Origin of the sequence: Flavobacterium sp. ENC (assembly GCF_020991415.1) — a bacterium.
GTDB lineage: Bacteria > Bacteroidota > Bacteroidia > Flavobacteriales > Flavobacteriaceae > Flavobacterium.
This window is the reverse complement of sequence record NZ_JAJMOY010000004.1, coordinates 155,203-176,176: the sequence shown is the minus strand read 5'-3', so window position 1 is coordinate 176,176 and position 20,974 is coordinate 155,203. Positions and strand designations below refer to the sequence as shown.

Genomic DNA, 20,974 nt, shown 5'->3' with positions numbered 1-20,974 from the left:
GACTGAGACTGCGACTGTGACTGAGACTGTGACTGAGACTGTGACTGAGACTGTGACTGAGACTGTGACTGAGACTGAGACTGAAAACCGTGACTAAAAACCGAGACTGAAAACATAAAATAAAAAAATGAAATTCATAAAAAGCCTATATCTCAACAACTTCTTCTTCTATGTGCTTTTAGGTATTATAGGGATGTTTGTTTGTGCTTTTATTTTTCCACGTTTATATGATGGTGTCTGGTTTGTTGTTTTGGTTTTAAGTACGTTTCTATTGCTTGATATTCTGCTTTTGTATTTAGCAAAAACAGGCATTGAAGCAACGAGAAATACTCCGGAAAAGCTTTCGAACGGGGACTTAAACCCGGTCAAAATTGCGATAAAAAATCAGTATACTTTTCCAATTTCAGTGAAGATAATTGACGAGATTCCTTTTCAGTTTCAGGTACGGGATTTCAAAATTCTGAAAAATATAAAAGCTTCTGCCCACGAAGACATCCAATACGAGCTGCGTCCGACAGAACGTGGTGAGTATTATTTCGGGAACCTGAATATTTATGTTTCTTCCCCGCTAAAATTAATTTCAAGACGATTTACTTTCGACAAAGACCAGATGGTTCCGACCTATCCGTCTTACATTCAATTGAAAAAATACGATTTGTTTGCCTTTTCGAATAACCTTTTTCAATACGGAATTAAAAAAATCCGCCGTATCGGACATACGATGGAATTTGAGCAAATTAAGGAATACGTTCAGGGCGATGACCTTAGAACCTTAAACTGGAAAGCCACAGCAAAGAAAAATGCATTAATGGTCAACCAGTTTCAGGACGAAAAATCGCAATCGGTTTATCTGGCGATTGATAAAGGACGCAGTATGCAAATGCCTTTTAACGGCTTAAGTCTGCTGGATTATGCCATAAATTCAACTCTGGTTTTATCCAATGTTATCCTGAAAAAGCAGGACAAAGCAGGGATTTTTGCCTTTTCTAAAAAGGTTGAAAACAGGGTTTTTGCCGAAAAAAGAGGCTCGCAAATGCAGAAAATCCTCGAAACACTATACAATATCAAAACTGATTTTTTTGAAAGTGACTATAGCAGATTGTATGTCGACATCAAAAAGAACATCAACCAGAGAAGTCTGATTATTTTGTACACGAATTTCGAAACCATGGATGGCCTGAACCGTCAGCTGCCTTATTTGAAAGGAATTGCAAAAAGCCATCTTCTGGTCGTTATTTTCTTCAGCAATACCGAACTGAACCAAATCATCAACAAAAAAACCGAAACGATTCAGGAAGTATACGATAAGGTCATTGCTGAAAAATTCATGTTCGAAAAGCGCTTAATTGCCAATGAACTCAAAAAATACGGTATTCATTCCATCCTGACGCAACCGGAAAACCTGACCCTGGATGCTATCAATAAATATTTGGAGATTAAGTCAAGGGGGATTTTGTAGGTTTTTTCTAAGATAAGCAGGTTTTATAAAATGTTCTTAACAAATATTCGATTATAATAAAAATTTAAAAAGTATGAACTTGAAGAAAACCCGAATTGAAGGAATGAAAGTCTTTAAAGTAAGTACTGAGATTTTAAATGATAATTCTGAAGAAACAAAAAAAATAGTAAAACAAGCTTTACATGAAAAACCACTAAAAATTTGGGAACAAGAGCTAAAACAGAATAAATCAAATTTATTACTTGCTAATGAAGACGGAGATTTTTTTCAGGCAACAACATTTATAAATAAAAGGATAGTTTTTGCAGGGATTGCTCCCAATTTAATTCAAGCATATTTTGATTTAGCATATGAGCAAGTTCAATTGACTAACAAATATGCTGAAACTTTTCATTATATCGCATCAGAAAAATTCGACCGTGTAAAGCTTATCGATACACCAATATTTAATCGTTTCATACAATATAGAATTAGTGCGATTATATTTATTCATCTTTCAGTAGAAGCTTTTCTTAATTTTATAATTCCCGAGGATTTTATTTATTCAAAAATCGAGAAATCAAATTCAAATAAATTTCAAGAACAAATCACTAAACTTAACAAAGAAAATATTGAAAGATGGGTGAGTTTTAAAGAAAAAATCGAAGAAGTAATTACTAAAATACCCAATGTAAAATTTGATATAGAAAAAAACAGAACTATAATTGGACAAATACTTGAAATTGAAAAAATTAGAAATGAAATTATTCATTTAAAATCTAAAGAATCAAATTCAAATATTCATTATCAGCAAGTATTTGCTTTCCTAGCTTCTAAAGATTTGAATTTGTATTTATCAGCAACTAAAAAATTTATAAATATTTTACAAAAAGATTTTATAAAAATTGAAAATTGTCAAGAAAATTATAATTCACAAGAAATTCATATAAAAAAAGAGGAAAATTTACATATTGGAATTTATTTTGAAATAATCAAGGTAAAAGAAAAAAGAATAACAGTGGTAATTAAAAAATGGAAAGGACTGACAAAAGAAAGTGATTATTTGAAAACTGTGTTTTCATATCTCAAATTGATGGAAAATATGGATCTAATTGTGGACTATTGGATAAAGGAAGATTCAAATAATTTTAAATTAGAAATATTCAAAAATGACGAACAAATAAAATAATATTTTGTTATCATGCTCTAAATATCTTTAAAAAAAAATCTTTGAATCTTTGTTTTACAAACTTTATAATCAAAAAAATATGAAAAAGATATTTATAATTCTATGCATTTTCACCAGTCTGTTGTCTCAAGCACAAAAAACAGAAAACATTATTATCATTACCACAGACGGTTTTAGATGGCAGGAAGTTTTTAAAGGAATGGATGCTGCAATTGCCAATGATAAAAACTTCAATCAGGGAGACAGCACTTACATTTACAAAAAATACTACAGTGCAGATCCCAAAGAAAGCCGCAAAAAACTGATGCCATTTTTATGGTCTGAAATTGCTTCCAGAGGTCAGATTTACGGCAATCGTGATTTAGGCAATAAAGTTGACGTTTCGAATCCGTATTGGTTCAGTTATCCGGGCTACAGCGAAATTATGACCGGCAATGTGGATCTTTTGGTCAACTCTAATTCATACAAGGCGAATCCAAATGTGAATGTGCTGGAGTTTTTAAACCAGCAATCCAAAATAAAAGGAAAAGCAGCCGCTTTTGGCGCTTGGGATGCTTTCGATCGGATTTTGAATGAAAAAAGAAGTAACTTTCCTGTAATTTCAGCCTTTGATGCTGTCGGAGGAAATAAACCTACCGCTGTTCAGAAGGTATTAAATGAAATGCGTGATAATTCTTTTAAACCCTTTCATGAGGACGAGTGCCTCGATGTTTTTACCCATTATGAAGCCATCAACGAACTCAAAACCAACAAACCAAAAGTACTTTACATTGCCTACGGGGAAACCGACGAATGGGCACATGCCGGACATTACAGATCTTATCTCGATGCCGCCAATCAGGTAGACAGCTGGATAAAAGAAATCTGGAACTTTGTACAAAATGATCCCCAGTATAAAAACAAAACGACACTCTTAATCACAGTAGATCACGGTCGTGGCGATAAAACAAAATCAGAATGGACAAGCCACGGTGACAAAATTGCCGGCGCCTCTGAAATTTGGTTTGCCGCAATGGGCCCTGAAATTGCCCCAAAAGGCGAAATAAAAACAGAATCTCAATTTTATCAAAAACAATTTGCCCAAACCATCGCCAAAATCATGGGATACACTTTTACGGCAGCACATCCTGTTGCGAGTGAGATTAAGGAAATTTTTGAGAAATAAACGGATTTAGATGTATTTATGCCACGAATTTCACGAATTTACACTAATTTTTAATTCGTACAAATTCGTGACCGAGCGACAGCGAAAAGGTGAAACAAATTCACGAATCTGCACTATTTTTAATTCGTGAAAATTCGTGAAATTCGTGGCGACTTTTTTTATTTATTAAATACTGACGGTTTTAAAAACTTTACAGAAGAAAACCTATTGACCTTTGCAACGCTGAACCTTTGCCCCAATTTTAAAAAAATCTCAGTACCTTAGCCCCTCAGAACCTAAGTACCTTTAAAAAAAATGAAACAAATTACTTCAATCCAAAATCCGTTTATAAAATCACTTGTTTTGCTGCAGGAAAAAGCAAAAGCCCGCAAGCAAACCGGAACATTTTTAATTGAAGGTTTACGTGAAATTTCAATAGCCATAAAAGGCGGTTACGAAATAGAAACGGTTTTATTTTTACCGGAATTAGTTACTGAAAATCAGATACAGAAATTAATCGGCACACCGCTTCAGCTAATAGAAATCAACAAAGAAGTGTATCAGAAACTGGCCTATCGTGATACCACTGAAGGCATTCTGGCTATCGCCAAAACAAAATCATTGCAGTTATCTGATCTAAAATTATCCGCTAATCCATTAATTTTAGTAGCCGAAGCACCCGAAAAACCGGGAAATATCGGTGCCCTTTTACGTACTGCGGATGCTGCCAATTTAGATGCTGTTCTGATCGCCAACCCGAAAAGTGATTTATACAATCCAAATATCGTTCGTTCCAGCGTAGGCTGCCTGTTTACCAATCAGATTGCTACAGGCACCACCGCCGAAATTATTGCTTTTCTGAAAGAAAAAAAGATCGGTTTTTACTGCGCTACTTTACAAGATTCCACTTCTTATCACACACAGGATTTTACCACCCCGACAGCCTTAGTGGTTGGTACAGAAGCCACGGGCCTGACTCAGGAATGGCGTGATGCTGCCACACAAAATATCATCATTCCCATGCAGGGCGAAATCGACAGTATGAATGTATCTGTTGCAGCCGCCATTTTAATTTTTGAAGCGAAACGCCAGAGGGGGTTTTGATTTTAGATTTTAGATTTTAGATTTTAGATTTTAGATTTTAGATTGAAAATTAAAGTCCTGCGGACTTATTTTCTTAAAAGGCTAAACAATTTTTACTTTTTCTTTCTAAAATTTTCATGTCAGACTGAGCGAAGTCGAAGTCCTTTTTATCAATCTAAAATCTAAAATCTAATATCATAAATCTACAATCCATTCCCTTGCGTATGTTCTAACTTATGCTTATTTTTAGTACTTGAACTATGCCGTTATGATAGAAATAGATATTGAAAAAGAAAATAAAGCAATTGCGCAGGAATACAAAGAATTACTTCGAATAAGTTACCAGACTTTATCACCCGCTGACAAAAAACTAATCAGAAAGGCTTTTGATGTAGCAGTTGATGCCCATAAAGAACAACGTCGCAAATCCGGGGAAGCGTATATCTTTCATCCTATTGCAGTTGCAAAAATTGTGGCCTCCGAAATTGGTTTGGGAGCGACCTCAATTGCAGCGGCTTTATTACACGATGTTGTCGAAGATACACCCATAACTGTTGAAGATATTGAGCGCTTATTCAATCCGAAAGTAGCACAGTTGGTGGAAGGCCTTACGAAGATTTCGATGGTTCAGAAAGATCTGAATGCCTCCATGCAGGCAGAGAATTTCAGAAAAATGATCCTGACCCTGAACGATGACGTGCGTGTTATCTTAATCAAACTGGCCGATCGTCTGCACAATATGCAAACCATGGATTCGATGGTGGAATACAAACAAACCAAAATCGCATCCGAAACCTTATACATTTATGCCCCGCTCGCCCACCGTTTGGGACTTTACAATATCAAAACCAAACTCGAGGACTTAGGTTTAAAATACACCGAACCGGCTGTTTACGAAGATATCGTCAGCAAAATCAGGGAGACAAAAGAAGAACAGGATGCTTATATCAAAGATATTTCAGATGTTCTGAAAAAATCGTTAGACAACGAAAACATTGATTACATCATCAAAGGCCGTCCGAAATCTATTTATTCGATTCGCCGAAAAATGCGTGCACAAAATGTAAGCTTTGATGAAGTATACGACAAATTCGCACTTAGAATCGTCTATAAATCAGATCCTCACGATGAAAAATTCGTAGCCTGGAAAATATATTCCATTGTAACAGATCATTACAGACCGAGCCCAAGCCGTTTGCGCGACTGGATTTCCTCTCCAAAATCAACCGGTTATGAAGCGCTGCACATCACCGTTATGGGCCCGAAAGGCCGTTGGGTTGAAGTACAGGTTCGTAGCGAACGTATGGATGAAATTGCAGAAAAAGGATACGCGGCACATTACAAATATAAAAATGGAGCCACGGAAGAAAGCGGACTGGATGTCTGGCTGAATTTACTCCGTGAGGCTTTAGAAAATCAGGAAACGAATGCGGTTGATTTTGTCGAGGATTTTAAAATGAATCTGTATTCAAAAGAAATCTTCGTCTTTACGCCAAAAGGAGAAATCAAATCATTGCCGAAAGGAGCTACTTCTCTTGATTTTGCTTTTAGCATTCACTCCGAAATCGGGATTAAAACCAGAGGAACACGTGTAAACGGTCGTCTGGTTCCTTTAAATCACGAGCTGAAAAGTGGTGACCAGGTCGAAGTTATTACCTCTGCCAATCAGAAGCCAACCGTGAACTGGCTGGAATATGTGACCACTTCAAGAGCTAAAAATAAGATCAAAAACGTTCTTAACGAGAACACCAAAAAAATTGCCGAAGAAGGAAAAGAATTACTGACCCGAAAACTGAAACATCTCAAAATTACCATAAGTGAACAGGTGATCAATGAGTTGGTGAACTTCTTCAAGCTTAAGACCAGCTTAGATTTATTTTACAGAGTTGGAATCGGGGCTATTGAAAATCAGCAATTAAAAGATTATGCCGCACAAAAAGGCAATACCATTATCAATTTCTTTAAAAATAAAATCAAAAGGAATAAGGATACGGCTGACGATGATATTCACAAACCTGTCATCAGCAGTAATTACGACATGCTGGTTTTTGGAACCGAGCATGATAAATTAGATTATAAGCTTTCACAATGCTGCAACCCAATTCCGGGTGACGATGTTTTTGGTTTTGTAACGATCAACGAAGGGATTAAAGTCCATAAAAAAGATTGTCCGAATGCAATCGGAATGCAGTCGAATTATGCGTACCGTATTATGAGCGCGAAATGGATTGATTCGTCTCAGGAAGAATTCAAAGCGATTATCAATATTACCGGAATGGATGTTCTCGGACTTACCAATCAATTGACCAGGGTAATTTCGAACAATATGAGTGTGAATATTCAGAGTATTTCTTTGAGTACGGATGCCGGAATTTTTCATGGCCAGATTGCGGTAATTGTGAAGAATAATACCATTTTGAAAAAAATGATCAATGCCATCAAAAAAATTGACGGCGTGGATAAAGTAACCAGGGAATACAGAACCTAAGTATTCGGAAATCAGAACTAATGAAAAATGACAATTTAAAAATACCCGAATTAAATTTTGATGAAAACGGAGCACTTATCATTAAGGCCTCTGAATCTTCTTCTAAAAATGATTTTGATTTTTTTAAAGGCAAGTCCAATATCATCAATAAAAAACTAAAAAAGAGACTTTGCAACTGCACCGAATGGATCGAATTTCCATCGACTCAGGAAATGTACACTATTCTGAAAGGAATTGGCAACATTGATAATTTCCTGGCCACTTTTGACGGAGAACCTTTTGAGGGAATGACTGTTCGTCTTTTTAATCCTGCAACAAAATTGTGGAGCATTTACTGGTCGGATTCGAATACAGGCGTTCTCGATAAACCTGTCATTGGTTCTTTTGAAAATAATGTCGGACACTTTTTCTCGGAAGATATTTTTGAAGGCAGCAATGTAATCCAGGTATTCCGGTGGGATGCCAGAGACCAGAAAAACCCGGTCTGGAGTCAGGCTATGAGTGCTGATAAAGGAAAAACATGGGAATGGAACTGGTACATGTTTATGACAAAAGCCGAATAAAAAATTTGTTAGTTTTATCTCATATAAAAATAAATATGTTAATTAAGTTCCTTCCGATCAATAAAAAAAATACGACGCAAAACCCTTAAACAGGAGTATTGACAGCATCTAAATCGAGATTTGAAAGTTAAACTTTGAACCGTAAACTTTTATTCATTAAAATAAAAAATTATCTTTGCCAGATTATGACACTAATTTCAACTGACAATACTAAAAATCAAGAAATTGTAAAAAATGTTTTTACAATGTATCTTGAACAGAAAGGGCATCGCAAAACTCCTGAGCGTTATGCTATACTTCAGGAAATTTACGATAGCGAAGAGCATTTTGACATAGAAAACCTTTATATCAAAATGAAAAACAAGAACTACCGTGTGAGCAGGGCAACCTTATACAACACGATTGAGTTACTGTTAGACTGCGCTTTGGTTAGAAAACATCAATTTGGGCAAAATCAGGCTTATTATGAAAAATCTTATTTTGATAAGCAGCACGATCACATTATCATGACCGATTCCGGTGAAGTGATTGAATTTTGCGATCCAAGAATTCAAACCATCAAAAAAACAATCGAGGAAATCTTTGATATTGAAATCACCAATCACTCATTGTATTTTTACGGAAACAAAAAACAAAAACAATAGTCCGGAAAGGAATTATTCAAAAAAATAAAAAAAAGAAAATTAACTACATTAATCAGTAGGGCAACTTAAATTGTCTCAACGCAAATTAAAACAGAATGACCGTAGATTTATTACTAGGATTACAATGGGGAGATGAAGGTAAAGGAAAAATTGTTGACGTTCTTACCTCAAATTATGATATTATTGCACGTTTTCAGGGAGGACCAAATGCAGGACATACATTAGAATTTGACGGAATTAAACACGTTCTTAGAACGATTCCTTCCGGGATTTTTCATAAAAATTCAATAAACATCATTGGAAATGGTGTTGTAATAGATCCGGTAGTTTTTCAAAAAGAAATTGAAGGCTTAGAGAAATTTAACCTTGACATCAAAAGCAAACTGATCATTTCAAGAAAAGCACATTTAATTTTACCAACACACCGTTTATTAGACGCAGCTTCGGAAGCATCAAAAGGAAAAGCAAAAATTGGTTCTACACTAAAAGGAATTGGCCCGACTTACATGGACAAAACCGGTAGAAACGGATTGCGTGTGGGGGATATCGAATTAGAAGACTTCAAAGAAAGATACAGAGCATTAGCCGACAAACATGAAGCAATGATTGCTTTTTATGATGTTGCAATTCAATATAATTTGGCAGAACTTGAAAAAGAGTTTTTTGAAGCTGTTGAAGAATTAAAAAAATTAGATTTTATTGACAGTGAAGAATATATCTACCAGGCTCAGAAAGCAGGTAAATCTATTTTATGCGAAGGGGCGCAGGGATCTTTATTAGATGTTGATTTCGGAACATATCCTTTCGTAACTTCATCCAATACTACTGCTGCCGGAGCTTGTACCGGTTTAGGAATTGCTCCTAATAAAATCAAAGAAGTATACGGAATCTTTAAAGCCTACGTTACACGTGTGGGCAGCGGACCGTTCCCAACAGAACTTTTTGACGAAGTGGGTGCTACAATGGCAAGAGTAGGAAACGAATTTGGTTCTGTTACAGGAAGACAAAGACGTTGCGGATGGCTGGATTTAGTAGCTTTAAAATATGCTGTTCAGGTAAACGGAGTAACGCAATTAATGATGATGAAAGGTGATGTACTTTCGGGATTTGAAACTTTGAAAGTTTGTACTGAATACAACTATAAAGGACAAAACATTTCTCACTTTCCTTATAACATCGAGCCTGAAAATGTAACTCCGGTTTATAAAGAATTTAAAGGATGGAAAGCTGACTTAACAGGATTGACTACTTACGAGCAGTTGCCAGTCGAGTTAAAAGAATATATTGAGTTTATTGAAGCAGAAGTGGGAGTGCCAATCAAAATTGTATCGGTTGGGCCAGACAGAAAACAAACGATAACCAAATAACAAATACGAAACGCTCTGATAACAGGGCGTTTTTTTATACAAAACTATTTTCATCATGAGAAAAAACCCTGAAATTAAAATAACCGAAACTAAATTATTATCCGATAATTGGTACGTACTTAACAAAGTTACTTTTGACTACAAAAAAAGCGAGGGTAAAACCGAATCCCATATTCGTGAAGTGTATGACCGTGGCAACGGAGCAGCAATTTTACTATACAACAGCGCTAAAAAAACAGTTGTTCTAACGAGACAATTTCGTCTGCCGACTTACCTGAACGGAAATAAAACCGGAATGATGATCGAGGTTTGCGCAGGACTTTTAGACAAGGATAATGCAGAACAAGCGGTGATTCGTGAAACGGAAGAAGAAACGGGGTACCGCTTAAGTAAAGTTCAGAAAGTGATTGAAACCTATATGTCGCCCGGTTCTGTAACAGAAATTTTATACCTGTTTGTTGGAGCATACGACGAAACAATGAAAGTGAACGAAGGAGGCGGATTGGATGCCGAGCAGGAAAACATTGAAGTTCTCGAATATACTTTTGATGAGGCCTATGCCATGATTGAGTCGGGTGAAATTACGGATGCTAAAACAATTATGTTGTTGCAATATGCTAAGATAAAAGGATTGATTTAAGTTTTTCCGACTTATAAATATGCATTTTTTAATAGACGAAATTCACCTGAAAAATTAAATGAAATTACCTAAATACGGAAAAATAATTATTAAGATACTATTGATTATTTTTATAATAATGAATGGTATAGGTTTTTTCCATGCATACAAATTCACTCATTTTTCAAATAATAAAGCTGAAAAAACTAAAAGTCCTGAAAAATTATCTTCGCTTGAAAAAGCTAAAATTGTACTTTTTGGAGTTAATAATCCAAAACCAAAAAATATAAAACTCCCTTCTCAAAAATATCAAACTTTAAAACTGAAAAGCAATAAAGAAATTGAGTGTTGGCACATTAAAACTGCTAATTCGAAAGGAACTGTTATATTATTTCATGGTTACGGAGGTGACAAATCTCAAATGCTGGAAAAATCAGATGAATTTATAAAATTAGGGTTTAGTACGATGCTTGTTGATTTTATGGGAAGCGGAAATTCAGAGGGGAATCAGACGACAATTGGCTACAAAGAAGCACAAGAAGTAAAAACCACATTTGATTATTTGAAGCAAAATGGAGAAAAAAACATCTACCTCTTTGGCACTTCGATGGGTGCTGTTGCCATTATGAAATGTATTAATGACAATAAAATAAAACCTGCAGGAATAATACTTGAGTGTCCATTTGGTTCAATGTATGAAACAGTTTGTGCAAGATTCAGAAGAGTCAATGCACCGGTTTTTCCAATGGCAAGCATCTTGTTATTTTGGGGAGGAATTCAAAATGGATTTTGGGGATTTACTCACAATCCAACAAAATATGCAACTACTATAACTTGTCCGACTCTATTGCTTTATGGAGAAAAAGATAAAAGTGTCAGCAGAAAAGAAATAAATGAAATTTTCAAAAACTTAAAGGGTCCGAAAAAATTAAATATTTACAAAAAAACAGGACATGAAAACTATATGATAAAGAATAAAACTGAATGGACAGCAAATATTTCTAATTTTCTACTAAATCGGAAATGTTAATCAGATAAACAATTCAGAAAATTGTGTAAGCGATTAGAGAGGTTATTAAAATAACTTTACACAAATCAAAACACCAATTTATGAAAAAGTTATACTATACCTCCAATATCCTTCTTTTACTTGTTTTAGTTTTGTTGGGGTCCTGTAAAAAGAATGAAAAAACTACACAAGAAAAAACCGGAACAAAACCACATAAAACTGTTGAATATACGGAACCAAAATCATTTGGTTTTCATTTCGAAAAAACAAAAGAATGGCTTGAAATCAACAAAAGTGATTCAGCTAAATCTGCTATCGTTTACGCGATAAACAGAACGGATAAAGCCAATCTTGCTAAAATGGATTCCATAATAATTCCTGCTGATTTTAGCGGTGATTTAGTATATTACCTACCTTTCCCGCTGCATGTTGCTTCTTTAAAAGAAGTTTCAAAAGTACTTATTTTCTCCTACCCTGCTCAAACTTTTGCTGCCTACGAAAACGGCGAACTGGTGTATACAGGGCCAACCAATATGGGAAGAAAAAAAGACCAGACACCAACCGGATTATTTTTTACCAACTGGAAAGCCGAAAAAACCACCAGTACTTTTAATGACGAATGGGACTTAAAATGGAACTTCAACATCGAAAACAAATTGGGTGTCGGATTTCACCAATATGAATTGCCGGGTTATCCTGCTTCGCATTCGTGCCTTAGATTATTGGAAAAAGATGCCAAATACCTGTACAAATGGGCCGATGAATGGATTCTGAAAGATTCCGAAAATGTGAGAGTAAAAGGAACTCCCGTTATTGTTTTCGGAAGTTATCCTTTTGGAGAACCAAAACCCTGGTTTGCATTAGTTAAAGATCCTAAAGCTTTAGATATTTCAGAATCGGAAATTGATACTCAGGTGAAACCTTTCTTAAAAGATATTTTAGACAATCAAAAAGTTAGAGAAGGCTCTATATAGAGGTACAAAGTTGCAAAGCCGCAAAGGTTTTACAAAAAATTATCAATTATTAAACTAAGTCATTTTTAATTTCTTAATTTCGTTTTGAATACCTTCTTATTAAAAGATGGGTTAAATAGCGCTAATTAAGAACAAATAATAACCATTACCAAAAATGTCAAAAAAACTAATACTGCTTTTTTTGCTATCAGGCATCTGCATGATCGGACAAACTAAGAAAAACTCAAATTTAGAGACCTATACCAGCCGAAAAAAAGTTTATGAAATAAAATACGCCCCTGAAAGATGGATACGCGCAGATACATCAGACTGGGATGTTGAATTTCATGATCAGTACAATTTAGTGACTGCCTATTTTATCGAGTATGATTATTTCATTAGCGATAAAAAATTAAAAAGCACTATTGAAGATGAATATAAGGAATTTGGCAAAATTAAAAATCTTAAAATCTATAAAAAGAAAATAAAGGACTTAAACGTTAATTATTTTGAATGTGAACTGGATTACAATGATATGCTATATAAGTATCAGGGATTTTTCTACAGCGGAAAAGGAGGTTCGATACAAATGCAGTTTGGCGCACAGGCCGAAGCAATAGAACAAAATCAGGCTCTTATTGATGAATTGAATAATGGAATTTCGATTCTCAATTAAATATAAAAGGCGTAAGAATTTAAATCTTACGCCTTTTGTTTTATGATGAAAGCTGAAAATTATCTGGAATAATTCGGAGCTTCTTTTGTAATGGTAACATTATGAGGATGACTTTCTGTAATTCCGCTTGACGTGATTCTCACAAAACGTCCTGTTTCCTGTAAAGTCGGAATATCTTTAGAACCACAGTATCCCATTCCGGCACGAAGACCGCCAATGAACTGAAGCATACTTTCGTTTAATTCTCCTTTGTATGGAACACGACCTACGATTCCTTCCGGAACTAATTTTTTAACATCGTCTTCCACGTCCTGGAAATAACGGTCTTTAGAACCTGTCTGCATCGCTTCTACAGAACCCATTCCGCGGTAGGATTTGAATTTTCTTCCTTCAAAAATGATTGTTTCTCCCGGAGATTCTTTTGTTCCTGCCAGTAATGAACCTAACATTACACAGTCGGCACCGGCAGCAATTGCTTTTGGAATATCTCCTGTATAACGAATTCCGCCATCTGCGATAACCGGAACACCTGTTCCTTTTATAGCTGCTGCCACTTCAAGAACTGCAGAAAACTGAGGAAAACCAACACCTGCAACGATACGGGTTGTACAGATAGAACCGGGACCGATTCCAACTTTTACACCATCTGCACCATTCTCTACTAAATACTTAGCTGCTTCCGGAGTTGCGATGTTTCCAACGATTACATCTATTTGCGGGAATCTTGATTTTACTTCTTTTAAGGTATTTACAACACCTTCGGTATGTCCGTGAGCTGTATCGATAATGATGGCGTCTACACCAGCAGCTACTAATGCAGCGGCTCTTTCAACAGCATCTCCGGTAACTCCAATGGCAGCCGCCACTCTCAAACGTCCGAAGATGTCTTTGTTTGCGATTGGTTTTTGAGTCAGTTTGGTAATATCCCTGAAAGTGATTAAACCAACTAATTCATATTTATCATTTACAACCGGTAATTTTTCGATTTTATGGCCTTGTAAAACTACTTCTGCCTGCTCTAATGAAGTTCCTTCTGCTACAGTAACCAGGTTAGTACTTGTCATTACTTCTACGATTGGCCGGGATCCGTTTTTTTCGAAACGTAAATCACGGTTGGTAACGATTCCTTTTAGGATTCTGTTTTCGTCAACAATTGGAATTCCGCCAATTCCGAATTCTTTCATGGCATTTTTAGCATCTGCAATGGTAGAAGTCATGGGTAAAGTTACAGGATCAATAATCATCCCTGCTTCTGCACGTTTTACTTTTCTAACCTTCGCCGCCTGCTGCTCGATAGTCATGTTTTTATGTAAAACACCAATTCCGCCTTCCTGCGCCATAGCAATAGCCATTGCACTTTCGGTAACGGTATCCATAGCAGCTGATACTATTGGAACGTTTAGTGTTATGTTTCTTGAAAATTTTGATTTGATACTCACTTCGCGTGGAAGCACATTCGAGTAGTTAGGTACTAATAATACATCGTCGTAAGTTAAACCTTCGCCGATAATCTTGGAGTTGTGTGCTATCATGTTGCAATTTCTAGTTGAATTGCGTGCAAATGTAGTGAATAAATCGGCAACTTGTTCACTAACTTAATCATAAAATTGTATTTACAGGAAAGGTCTTACAAATGATTTAGGAGATAAATTCCAATTTTTAAATTCCAAATTCCAATAAAGGCATAGTAAATTTAAATACTAAAAAAGTACAAATTCTAATGCATTCCAAAGCCAAACCTGAAACCTGAAACTTGTTCACTAACTTAATCATAAAATTGTATTTACAGGAAAGAACTTACAAATGATTTAGGAGATAAATTCCAATTTTTAAATTCCAAATTCCAATAAAGGCGCAGTAAATTTAAATACTAAAAAAGTACAAATTCTAATGCATTCCAAAGCCAAACCTGAAACCTGAAATCGGCAACTTGTTCACTAAGTTAATCATAAAATTGTATTTACAGGAAAAATCTTACAAATGATTTAGGAGATAAATTCCAATTTTTAAATTCCAAATTCCAATAAAGGCGCAGTAAATTAAATACTAAAAAAGTACAAATTCTAATGCATTCCAAAGCCAAACCTGAAACCTGAAACTTGAAACCTGAAACCTGAAACTTGAAACCTGAAACTTGAAACCTGAAACCTGAAACTTGAAATTTAAAAATTGGAATTTATATTTTTCATTAATCGTTCCGGTCCTGAAAAACGAAATTGAATCCGAATTGAAAGGCCAGACTATTGGCTTTGGTGACATCTTTATATTCCAGAAGATTATCCACAAGGGCGTAAATATTAAACTTTCCAATCGTTCCTGCGATTCCTAAACCAATATTTTTTTTAGAAAAGGAATCGAAAGTATAAGTCGCTTTTACATCCAGTTTCTCGAAAATACTTCGTTTGTAAAAAGCGGTAAAAGCCGTAAAAGGTGCTCTTGGCATTGTCATCATAAACAACTGGCCACCCACTGCATTCAGGTATCTTCGGCTAACTTTTCCTTTACAATTACAATCTTCACCAGAGCGGTATTCTCCAAACGAATATTGCATTGAGGAATAGAATTTCACAGGCCGCCAGGTGGTGTATTTGTTATAAAGCGTGTCGCGGGGAATGGCTTTTTCGAAATCATCAAAAACATTTTCAGGTTCATTGATGGCAGAAAAAATTGGATTCACGCCTTCATATTCATAATATCCTTTATACGTTAAGGTCTCGATATCTTTGGACTGTTTTATAAAACCTACATCCACCACGCTTGCCGTAAACTGAAGGTTTTCTTTGAAATAATAGGTAATTCCGGCATCAAAACCCACACCTAAACTCCCGTTAAAAAAGGTATTGTGGGCTATATCTCCTGGTATGTTTCCTTCGTATTTATCTTTGGTAAAACTTGCAATTCCGGAAGTTTTAAGTTCCAAATCAGAAGAAATGATCTGATTATACACATTGGCTGTCCCCTCATTTTTTCCGGTATAGATATATCCTGAATTTTTCGTAGAAGTTGCATTGGCACCACTCGAGTAGATTTTGGCTCGACCTCCTAAAACCAGCTTATCACTTATTTTTTTATGAAATCCGACATGGAATACCGAAAGCACTTCGGCCCTTAGATTTACATCCCCTAAATTGAATAATTTACCAATATAATCACGGTTTCCGTCTAAAGCAAGAATCCCAATATCTTTAGGGAAGTACATTAAAAAATCAAATTCCTGATAGACTCCAAAGGAGATATAGGACTTACTTTCTTCTCCTCCGACTCTGAAACCTCCCGAAAACAATTCCAGTTGCTGGTTGACCTGGGTTTTATCATTATTGGACGATCTGCTTACAATGCTGCGGACTTTATCATTGAAATCAACTCCGTTGTCAGCAAATAAATCGTAAGCCGAAAAGCTTTTGGAACCCATATTTGCCGAAACCCCTGACAATGCAGGGATTCCGAAATAAAATTTATACGAAACATCGGCACCCGGATTTACAAGCGAAGACTGTGGAATCGCCGTAAAGTTATACAGCACTTCTTTATTTTGAGAAAAAGAAGAGAGCTGAAAAAGTACTGCCAGAATATAGATTGCCTTTTTCATTCGATTACCAGATAAGCGGTTGCCCCGGATTTTAGTTTTAAACTTCCCGGACTGTTTTCATCTAAAGGAGCTCCGGCGCCCATTTTTACGACAAAACGAATTTTAACCGTTTGTTTCAGTAAATCTAATCTTTGCCCTTCGAATATTTCTGTAGTATGTTTTATAACGTTGGGGCTTCCTGAATAGGCAGGCGTTTCTAATGTTACGGTTTCCAGAACGTTACCATTCTCGTTGAGAAGTAATAAATCAACTGTAAAGGCACGTGCTATTGTATTTTCGGTTTCACAATCCAGCTCGAGTTTTACGAGATTATCTGTGAAAAATTTCTTTCTAAAAACATCGAATTCCTTTTCATCAAAAGTAATCAGCTGTTCCTCTCCATTATCTGTAAATTCATTTGCAGGCACATCAAAATAAGCCACATTGGCAACAAAAACGGGCTTTAATTTCAAATCATTAACCTGATCAAAATCTAAATCACTGGAACATGAAATAAAAGCGAAAGGCAAAAAAAGGAAAAGGAAAATTTTATTTTTTAAGAATAATTCCATGGCGGTACTTACATTAAAGAGTAATAACGAATATAGTATACCCTTTATTATTCTGATTTGTAAGTAAATATCCTGATTTTAATGAAACTTTCCAAATAATTTTGATGCTTCGTTATAAGCACTTTCAAAGCTCAGGGAATTGAGTCCGGTTATTTTTTTATTGGCCGTAAAATAAGAAATGAGTTTTTCTGTAGGCATATTTCCGGTAAGCTTATCTGTTGCCATCGGACATCCTCCAAAACCCTGTATAGCACCGTCAAAACGGGTACAGCCTGCTTTGTACGCCGCATCAATTTTCTCAAACCAGCTATCCGGCGTCGTATGCAGATGTGCCCCGAATTCTATTTGCGGATATTTTGGAATTAAATTTGAAAAAAGATACGTGATAACCTCCGGAGCAGAACTTCCAACCGTATCGGAAAGGGATAAGATTTTCACACCCATTTTAGACAATTTTTCAGTCCACTCCCCTACTATTTCCACATTCCACGGATCTCCGTAGGGATTACCGAAGCCCATAGAAAGATAGGTAACGACTTCTTTATCTTTTTTATCGGCAATTTCAAGGATTTCTTCCAGTGTGACTAAAGATTCAGCAATGGTTTTGTGGGTATTACGCATCTGAAAATTTTCTGATATCGAAAAAGGAAATCCCAGATACCGAATGGCTTCATGCTCTGAAGCGGAATCAGCTCCCTGTGTATTGGCAATTATGGCCAAAAGTTTACTCGTTGTCTGAGACAAATCGAGCTGAGCCAGAACTTCTGCGGTATCCTGCATTTGCGGAATAGCTTTTGGCGAAACAAAACTCCCAAAGTCAATGGTATCAAACCCTACCCGAAGTAAAGACTGAATATAGGAAACTTTATTTTTGGTTGGAATAAAATCCCTGATACCTTGCATAGCATCACGTGGACATTCGATAATTTTGATTTCTTTATTCAAAGCTTATTCTTTAGTGAAGGCTAAGTTAGTTTCTTTTTTAAAGAAATAAAAGAGAATTTTCTTTAATCATAATATTTCCGCAATAACGTAACAACTAAAAATGTTACATAAATAAGTAACTATTTAAAATGTTACCAAAATAAGTAACATTTAAAAATATTATGTATATTTGTACTACTATTATTATTTATTTTAAGTATATTTGAAGCTATGACTAGTGTAATTACAGGGGATATAATTGATTCCAGAAAACAAAAATCCAAGGACTGGGTAGAAGGTTTAAAAAAAATACTTTCTTCTTTTGGAGACAGCCCGCTGGAATGGGAAATTTACAGAGGAGATGAATTTCAAATCGAAATAAAAAATCCCGAGGATGCATTATTGTCAGCTATTTTAATAAAAGCCCATTTAAAAGCGATAAAACTGGATGCCCGCATGGGTATTGGTTTTGGGGACAAAACACATGATGCTGAAAAAATATCCGAAAGTAATGGTACTGCCTTTATAAATTCAGGAGAAGTTTTTGAAACTCTAAAAAAGCAAAAAGTAACGCTGGCAATACGAACAGGGGACGCGGCTACAGATGAAAAAATAAATCTGATGCTTCAGCTGGCCTTAACTTTTATGGACAACTGGCCTGCGCCATCTGCCGAATTTACAGCAATTGCAATAGAAAATCCGGACTTGTCTCAAGAAGAATTAGCACCGAAATTAGGCATCAAAAGAGCTGCCGTAAGCCGCAGACAAAAACGCGCCCAATTTGATCTGGTCATGAATTTAGATCGTTATTTCAGAAAACAAATAAACAATTTATAGTCTTATGATTTTATTTATAAAACTGCTTTTAGCCCATTTATTAGGTGATTTTATATGGCAGCCCAACTCCTGGGTAGCCGATAAGGAAGCTAAAAAACACAAAAGCATTTATTTATATCTTCACATCCTGCTTCATGGCGTTCTGGCTGCAATTCTTGCCGGGGAAATTCAATTTATACCTTATGCCGCTCTTATTGCCGTTACGCACGGAATCATTGACCTGATCAAATTAAATTTTCAGGAAAACAACACCAAACGCATTTGGTTTATAGCCGACCAAATCATGCATATTCTGGTTTTAACGGGAATAACGATACTCTATCAAAACAAATCCATAAACCTGGACTGGTTTGATAATCGGTTTTGGATTTTAGCAACAGGAATTTTACTGATTACCAAACCCACTTCGATTTTTATCAAAATAATAATTTCGATATGGAGTCCTGAAAGCAGCACTACTGATAGCGATCATTCGCTTGCCAATGCGGGAAATTACATTGGCATATTAGAACGCTTATTTGTGTTTTGTTTTATCCTGACCGGTCATTTTGAAGCCATAGGTTTTTTATTGGCAGCAAAATCTATTTTTAGGTTTGGAGACCTGAAAGAAGCCAAAGACCGAAAACTTACCGAATATGTTTTAATCGGTACGTTGTTAAGTTTTGGAATCGCAATACTGACGGGATTTATTGTTCAGGCGTTACTTTTACAATTGTTTTAAAACCTTTTTATTTATAGCTTTTACCAAAGCCGGTCCCTCATAAATAAAACCGGTATACAATTGCACCAGACTTGCCCCTGCATTTAGTTTTTCAATCGCATCATCGGCTGAGTGAATTCCTCCTACTCCGATAATAGGGAATGCCTTATTGCTTTTCTCCGAAAGAAAACGAATAACTTCAGTAGAACGTTTTGTTAAGGGTCTGCCTGATAAACCACCCATTTCAGTTTGGTTTGCAGCTTGCAATCCGTCACGTGAAATTGTAGTATTGGTTGCAATTACACCTGCAATCTGAGTTGTTTTTACAATATCAATAATATCAAGCAATTGTTCATCGGTTAAATCCGGAGCAATTTTCAAAAGGATCGGTTTTACTTTCTGGCTGCTCGTTTTTTGTTTTTCTGTATTTCTGTCCTGCAAAGTCTGCAGTAAAGCCGTAAGCGGTTCTTTATCCTGTAAAGCTCTTAAATTTGGGGTGTTTGGCGAGCTTACATTTACCACAAAATAATCAACATGGTCAAACAAGGCATCAAAACAAATGATATAATCATCAACGGCATTTTCGTTTGGGGTAATTTTATTTTTACCGATATTTCCACCGATTAAAACACCAGAATTCTTTTTCAGCCGTTCTACCGCTTCCAGAACTCCGCCGTTATTAAAACCCATTCGGTTAATAATAGCCTGATCTTCCTTTAGCCTGAACAATCGTTTTTTTGGATTTCCTTCCTGCCCCACCGGCGTAACAGTTCCTATCTCAATGAAACCAAATCCAAAATCAGAAAGTTCTTTATACAATTTGGCGTCCTTATCAAATCCTGCTGCAAGTCCCACCGGGTTTTTAAACTTAATTCCAAAAACTTCCCGTTCTAAACGAGTATCTTTTACTTCGTAAATGGATTTAATAATGGACGAAACGCCAGGGATTTTTGACAGGAATCTAATAAATGAAAAAGTAAAATAATGCACTTCTTCCGGATCAAACCAAAAAAGTATCGGGCGAATTATCAATTTATACATAGTAAGTTGTTGTTGTTTTTTCGGTTGCAAATTTAACTATAATAGTTGAAATCTCCCTATATACTTTACCACTGAAGTTAAAATAATTTACACAAAAAATATTTATCCTATAGAATAAGTAGAATTTTTATATCTTTGAAATAAAATTATACAACCTTA

General features: G+C 35.6%; 19 protein-coding genes. 14 read left to right on the top strand and 5 right to left on the bottom strand.

All coding sequences use genetic code 11. From position 1 onward, the window contains the following. The first annotated feature begins 127 nt into the window (after positions 1-127). The 12 genes from LPB89_RS12255 (at position 128) to LPB89_RS12200 (ending at position 13,173) form a co-directional block, all read left to right on the top strand. On the top strand, positions 128-1,459 hold the full coding sequence (locus LPB89_RS12255) for a DUF58 domain-containing protein (protein WP_230702077.1): 1,332 nt from the start codon (positions 128-130) through the stop codon (positions 1,457-1,459). Positions 1,460-1,532: 73 nt separating this feature from the next. Then, positions 1,533-2,627 (top strand): hypothetical protein, encoded by a 1,095-nt coding sequence (locus tag LPB89_RS12250; protein WP_230702076.1) that lies wholly within the window; start codon positions 1,533-1,535, stop codon positions 2,625-2,627. A gap of 79 nt (positions 2,628-2,706) precedes the next feature. Next, on the top strand, positions 2,707-3,792 hold the full coding sequence (locus LPB89_RS12245) for a phosphoglyceromutase (protein WP_230702075.1): 1,086 nt from the start codon (positions 2,707-2,709) through the stop codon (positions 3,790-3,792). A 294-nt stretch (positions 3,793-4,086) separates the two neighbouring features. Then, positions 4,087-4,875 (top strand): RNA methyltransferase, encoded by a 789-nt coding sequence (locus LPB89_RS12240; protein ID WP_230702074.1) that lies wholly within the window; start codon positions 4,087-4,089, stop codon positions 4,873-4,875. Positions 4,876-5,122: 247 nt separating this feature from the next. Then, entirely contained in the window at positions 5,123-7,342 is a 2,220-nt protein-coding gene (locus LPB89_RS12235; protein WP_230702073.1) for a bifunctional (p)ppGpp synthetase/guanosine-3',5'-bis(diphosphate) 3'-pyrophosphohydrolase, read from the top strand. Positions 7,343-7,362: 20 nt separating this feature from the next. Then, a complete protein-coding gene (locus tag LPB89_RS12230) occupies positions 7,363-7,905 on the top strand; it encodes a hypothetical protein (protein WP_230702072.1) in 543 nt (180 codons plus the stop codon). Between the two features lie 185 nt (positions 7,906-8,090). Continuing rightward, positions 8,091-8,549 (top strand): Fur family transcriptional regulator, encoded by a 459-nt coding sequence (locus LPB89_RS12225; protein WP_026981862.1) that lies wholly within the window; start codon positions 8,091-8,093, stop codon positions 8,547-8,549. 95 nt (positions 8,550-8,644) lie between these two features. Then, the gene (locus LPB89_RS12220; RefSeq protein ID WP_230702071.1) at positions 8,645-9,916 is read left to right on the top strand and encodes an adenylosuccinate synthase; all 1,272 of its coding nucleotides are present in this window, start codon (positions 8,645-8,647) and stop codon (positions 9,914-9,916) included. Positions 9,917-9,971: 55 nt separating this feature from the next. Then, positions 9,972-10,556: an NUDIX domain-containing protein gene (locus LPB89_RS12215; RefSeq protein WP_230702070.1), complete on the top strand. Its 585-nt coding sequence runs from the start codon at positions 9,972-9,974 to the stop codon at positions 10,554-10,556. Between the two features lie 58 nt (positions 10,557-10,614). Then, positions 10,615-11,565 (top strand): alpha/beta hydrolase, encoded by a 951-nt coding sequence (locus tag LPB89_RS12210; RefSeq protein ID WP_230702069.1) that lies wholly within the window; start codon positions 10,615-10,617, stop codon positions 11,563-11,565. Positions 11,566-11,645: 80 nt separating this feature from the next. Then, positions 11,646-12,518, top strand: coding sequence for a L,D-transpeptidase (locus tag LPB89_RS12205; RefSeq protein ID WP_230702068.1), 873 nt, complete (start codon positions 11,646-11,648; stop codon positions 12,516-12,518). Positions 12,519-12,672: 154 nt separating this feature from the next. Next, positions 12,673-13,173: a hypothetical protein gene (locus LPB89_RS12200; protein ID WP_230702067.1), complete on the top strand. Its 501-nt coding sequence runs from the start codon at positions 12,673-12,675 to the stop codon at positions 13,171-13,173. 59 nt (positions 13,174-13,232) lie between these two features. Here the strand turns inward: LPB89_RS12200 and guaB are convergent, their stop codons facing one another. The 4 genes from guaB to LPB89_RS12180 form a co-directional block, all read right to left on the bottom strand. Continuing rightward, positions 13,233-14,705, bottom strand: a complete 1,473-nt coding sequence (gene guaB, locus LPB89_RS12195; protein ID WP_127336904.1) for an IMP dehydrogenase — start codon at positions 14,703-14,705, stop codon at positions 13,233-13,235. Positions 14,706-15,361: 656 nt separating this feature from the next. Continuing rightward, positions 15,362-16,762, bottom strand: coding sequence for a DUF5723 family protein (locus LPB89_RS12190; protein WP_230702066.1), 1,401 nt, complete (start codon positions 16,760-16,762; stop codon positions 15,362-15,364). Next, on the bottom strand, positions 16,759-17,313 hold the full coding sequence (locus tag LPB89_RS12185) for a hypothetical protein (RefSeq protein WP_230702065.1): 555 nt from the start codon (positions 17,311-17,313) through the stop codon (positions 16,759-16,761). Before LPB89_RS12185 ends, LPB89_RS12190 begins: the two co-directional genes overlap by 4 nt. Positions 17,314-17,391: 78 nt before the next feature. Then, positions 17,392-18,258 carry a hydroxymethylglutaryl-CoA lyase gene (locus tag LPB89_RS12180; RefSeq protein ID WP_230702064.1) on the bottom strand — a complete coding sequence of 289 codons (867 nt, stop codon included), beginning with the start codon at positions 18,256-18,258 and terminating at the stop codon, positions 17,392-17,394. Positions 18,259-18,468: 210 nt separating this feature from the next. On the opposite strand from LPB89_RS12180, the gene LPB89_RS12175 reads away from it, so the two are divergent. Next, positions 18,469-19,074 carry a SatD family protein gene (locus LPB89_RS12175; RefSeq protein ID WP_230702063.1) on the top strand — a complete coding sequence of 202 codons (606 nt, stop codon included), beginning with the start codon at positions 18,469-18,471 and terminating at the stop codon, positions 19,072-19,074. A 4-nt stretch (positions 19,075-19,078) separates the two neighbouring features. Continuing rightward, complete coding sequence (locus LPB89_RS12170; RefSeq protein WP_230702062.1) at positions 19,079-19,795, top strand: DUF3307 domain-containing protein; 717 nt, start codon at positions 19,079-19,081, stop codon at positions 19,793-19,795. Here LPB89_RS12170 and LPB89_RS12165 read toward each other — a convergent pair. Then, on the bottom strand, positions 19,781-20,815 hold the full coding sequence (locus LPB89_RS12165; protein WP_230702061.1) for a quinone-dependent dihydroorotate dehydrogenase: 1,035 nt from the start codon (positions 20,813-20,815) through the stop codon (positions 19,781-19,783). The genes LPB89_RS12170 and LPB89_RS12165 overlap by 15 nt on opposite strands. Between the last annotated feature and the right edge of the window lie 159 nt (positions 20,816-20,974).

Excerpts from the sequence above, each read along its gene's own strand:
- LPB89_RS12255 (WP_230702077.1), top strand. The coding sequence starts at position 128 with ATGAAATTCATAAAAAGCCTATATCTCAACAACTTCTTCTTCTATGTG.
- LPB89_RS12250 (WP_230702076.1), top strand. The coding sequence starts at position 1,533 with ATGAACTTGAAGAAAACCCGAATTGAAGGAATGAAAGTCTTTAAAGTA.
- LPB89_RS12245 (WP_230702075.1), top strand. The coding sequence starts at position 2,707 with ATGAAAAAGATATTTATAATTCTATGCATTTTCACCAGTCTGTTGTCT.
- LPB89_RS12240 (WP_230702074.1), top strand. The coding sequence starts at position 4,087 with ATGAAACAAATTACTTCAATCCAAAATCCGTTTATAAAATCACTTGTT.
- LPB89_RS12235 (WP_230702073.1), top strand. The coding sequence starts at position 5,123 with ATGATAGAAATAGATATTGAAAAAGAAAATAAAGCAATTGCGCAGGAA.
- LPB89_RS12230 (WP_230702072.1), top strand. The coding sequence starts at position 7,363 with ATGAAAAATGACAATTTAAAAATACCCGAATTAAATTTTGATGAAAAC.
- LPB89_RS12225 (WP_026981862.1), top strand. The coding sequence starts at position 8,091 with ATGACACTAATTTCAACTGACAATACTAAAAATCAAGAAATTGTAAAA.
- LPB89_RS12220 (WP_230702071.1), top strand. The coding sequence starts at position 8,645 with ATGACCGTAGATTTATTACTAGGATTACAATGGGGAGATGAAGGTAAA.
- LPB89_RS12215 (WP_230702070.1), top strand. The coding sequence starts at position 9,972 with ATGAGAAAAAACCCTGAAATTAAAATAACCGAAACTAAATTATTATCC.
- LPB89_RS12210 (WP_230702069.1), top strand. The coding sequence starts at position 10,615 with ATGAAATTACCTAAATACGGAAAAATAATTATTAAGATACTATTGATT.
- LPB89_RS12205 (WP_230702068.1), top strand. The coding sequence starts at position 11,646 with ATGAAAAAGTTATACTATACCTCCAATATCCTTCTTTTACTTGTTTTA.
- LPB89_RS12200 (WP_230702067.1), top strand. The coding sequence starts at position 12,673 with ATGTCAAAAAAACTAATACTGCTTTTTTTGCTATCAGGCATCTGCATG.
- guaB (WP_127336904.1), bottom strand. The coding sequence starts at position 14,705 with ATGATAGCACACAACTCCAAGATTATCGGCGAAGGTTTAACTTACGAC.
- LPB89_RS12190 (WP_230702066.1), bottom strand. The coding sequence starts at position 16,762 with ATGAAAAAGGCAATCTATATTCTGGCAGTACTTTTTCAGCTCTCTTCT.
- LPB89_RS12185 (WP_230702065.1), bottom strand. The coding sequence starts at position 17,313 with ATGGAATTATTCTTAAAAAATAAAATTTTCCTTTTCCTTTTTTTGCCT.
- LPB89_RS12175 (WP_230702063.1), top strand. The coding sequence starts at position 18,469 with ATGACTAGTGTAATTACAGGGGATATAATTGATTCCAGAAAACAAAAA.
- LPB89_RS12170 (WP_230702062.1), top strand. The coding sequence starts at position 19,079 with ATGATTTTATTTATAAAACTGCTTTTAGCCCATTTATTAGGTGATTTT.
- LPB89_RS12165 (WP_230702061.1), bottom strand. The coding sequence starts at position 20,815 with ATGTATAAATTGATAATTCGCCCGATACTTTTTTGGTTTGATCCGGAA.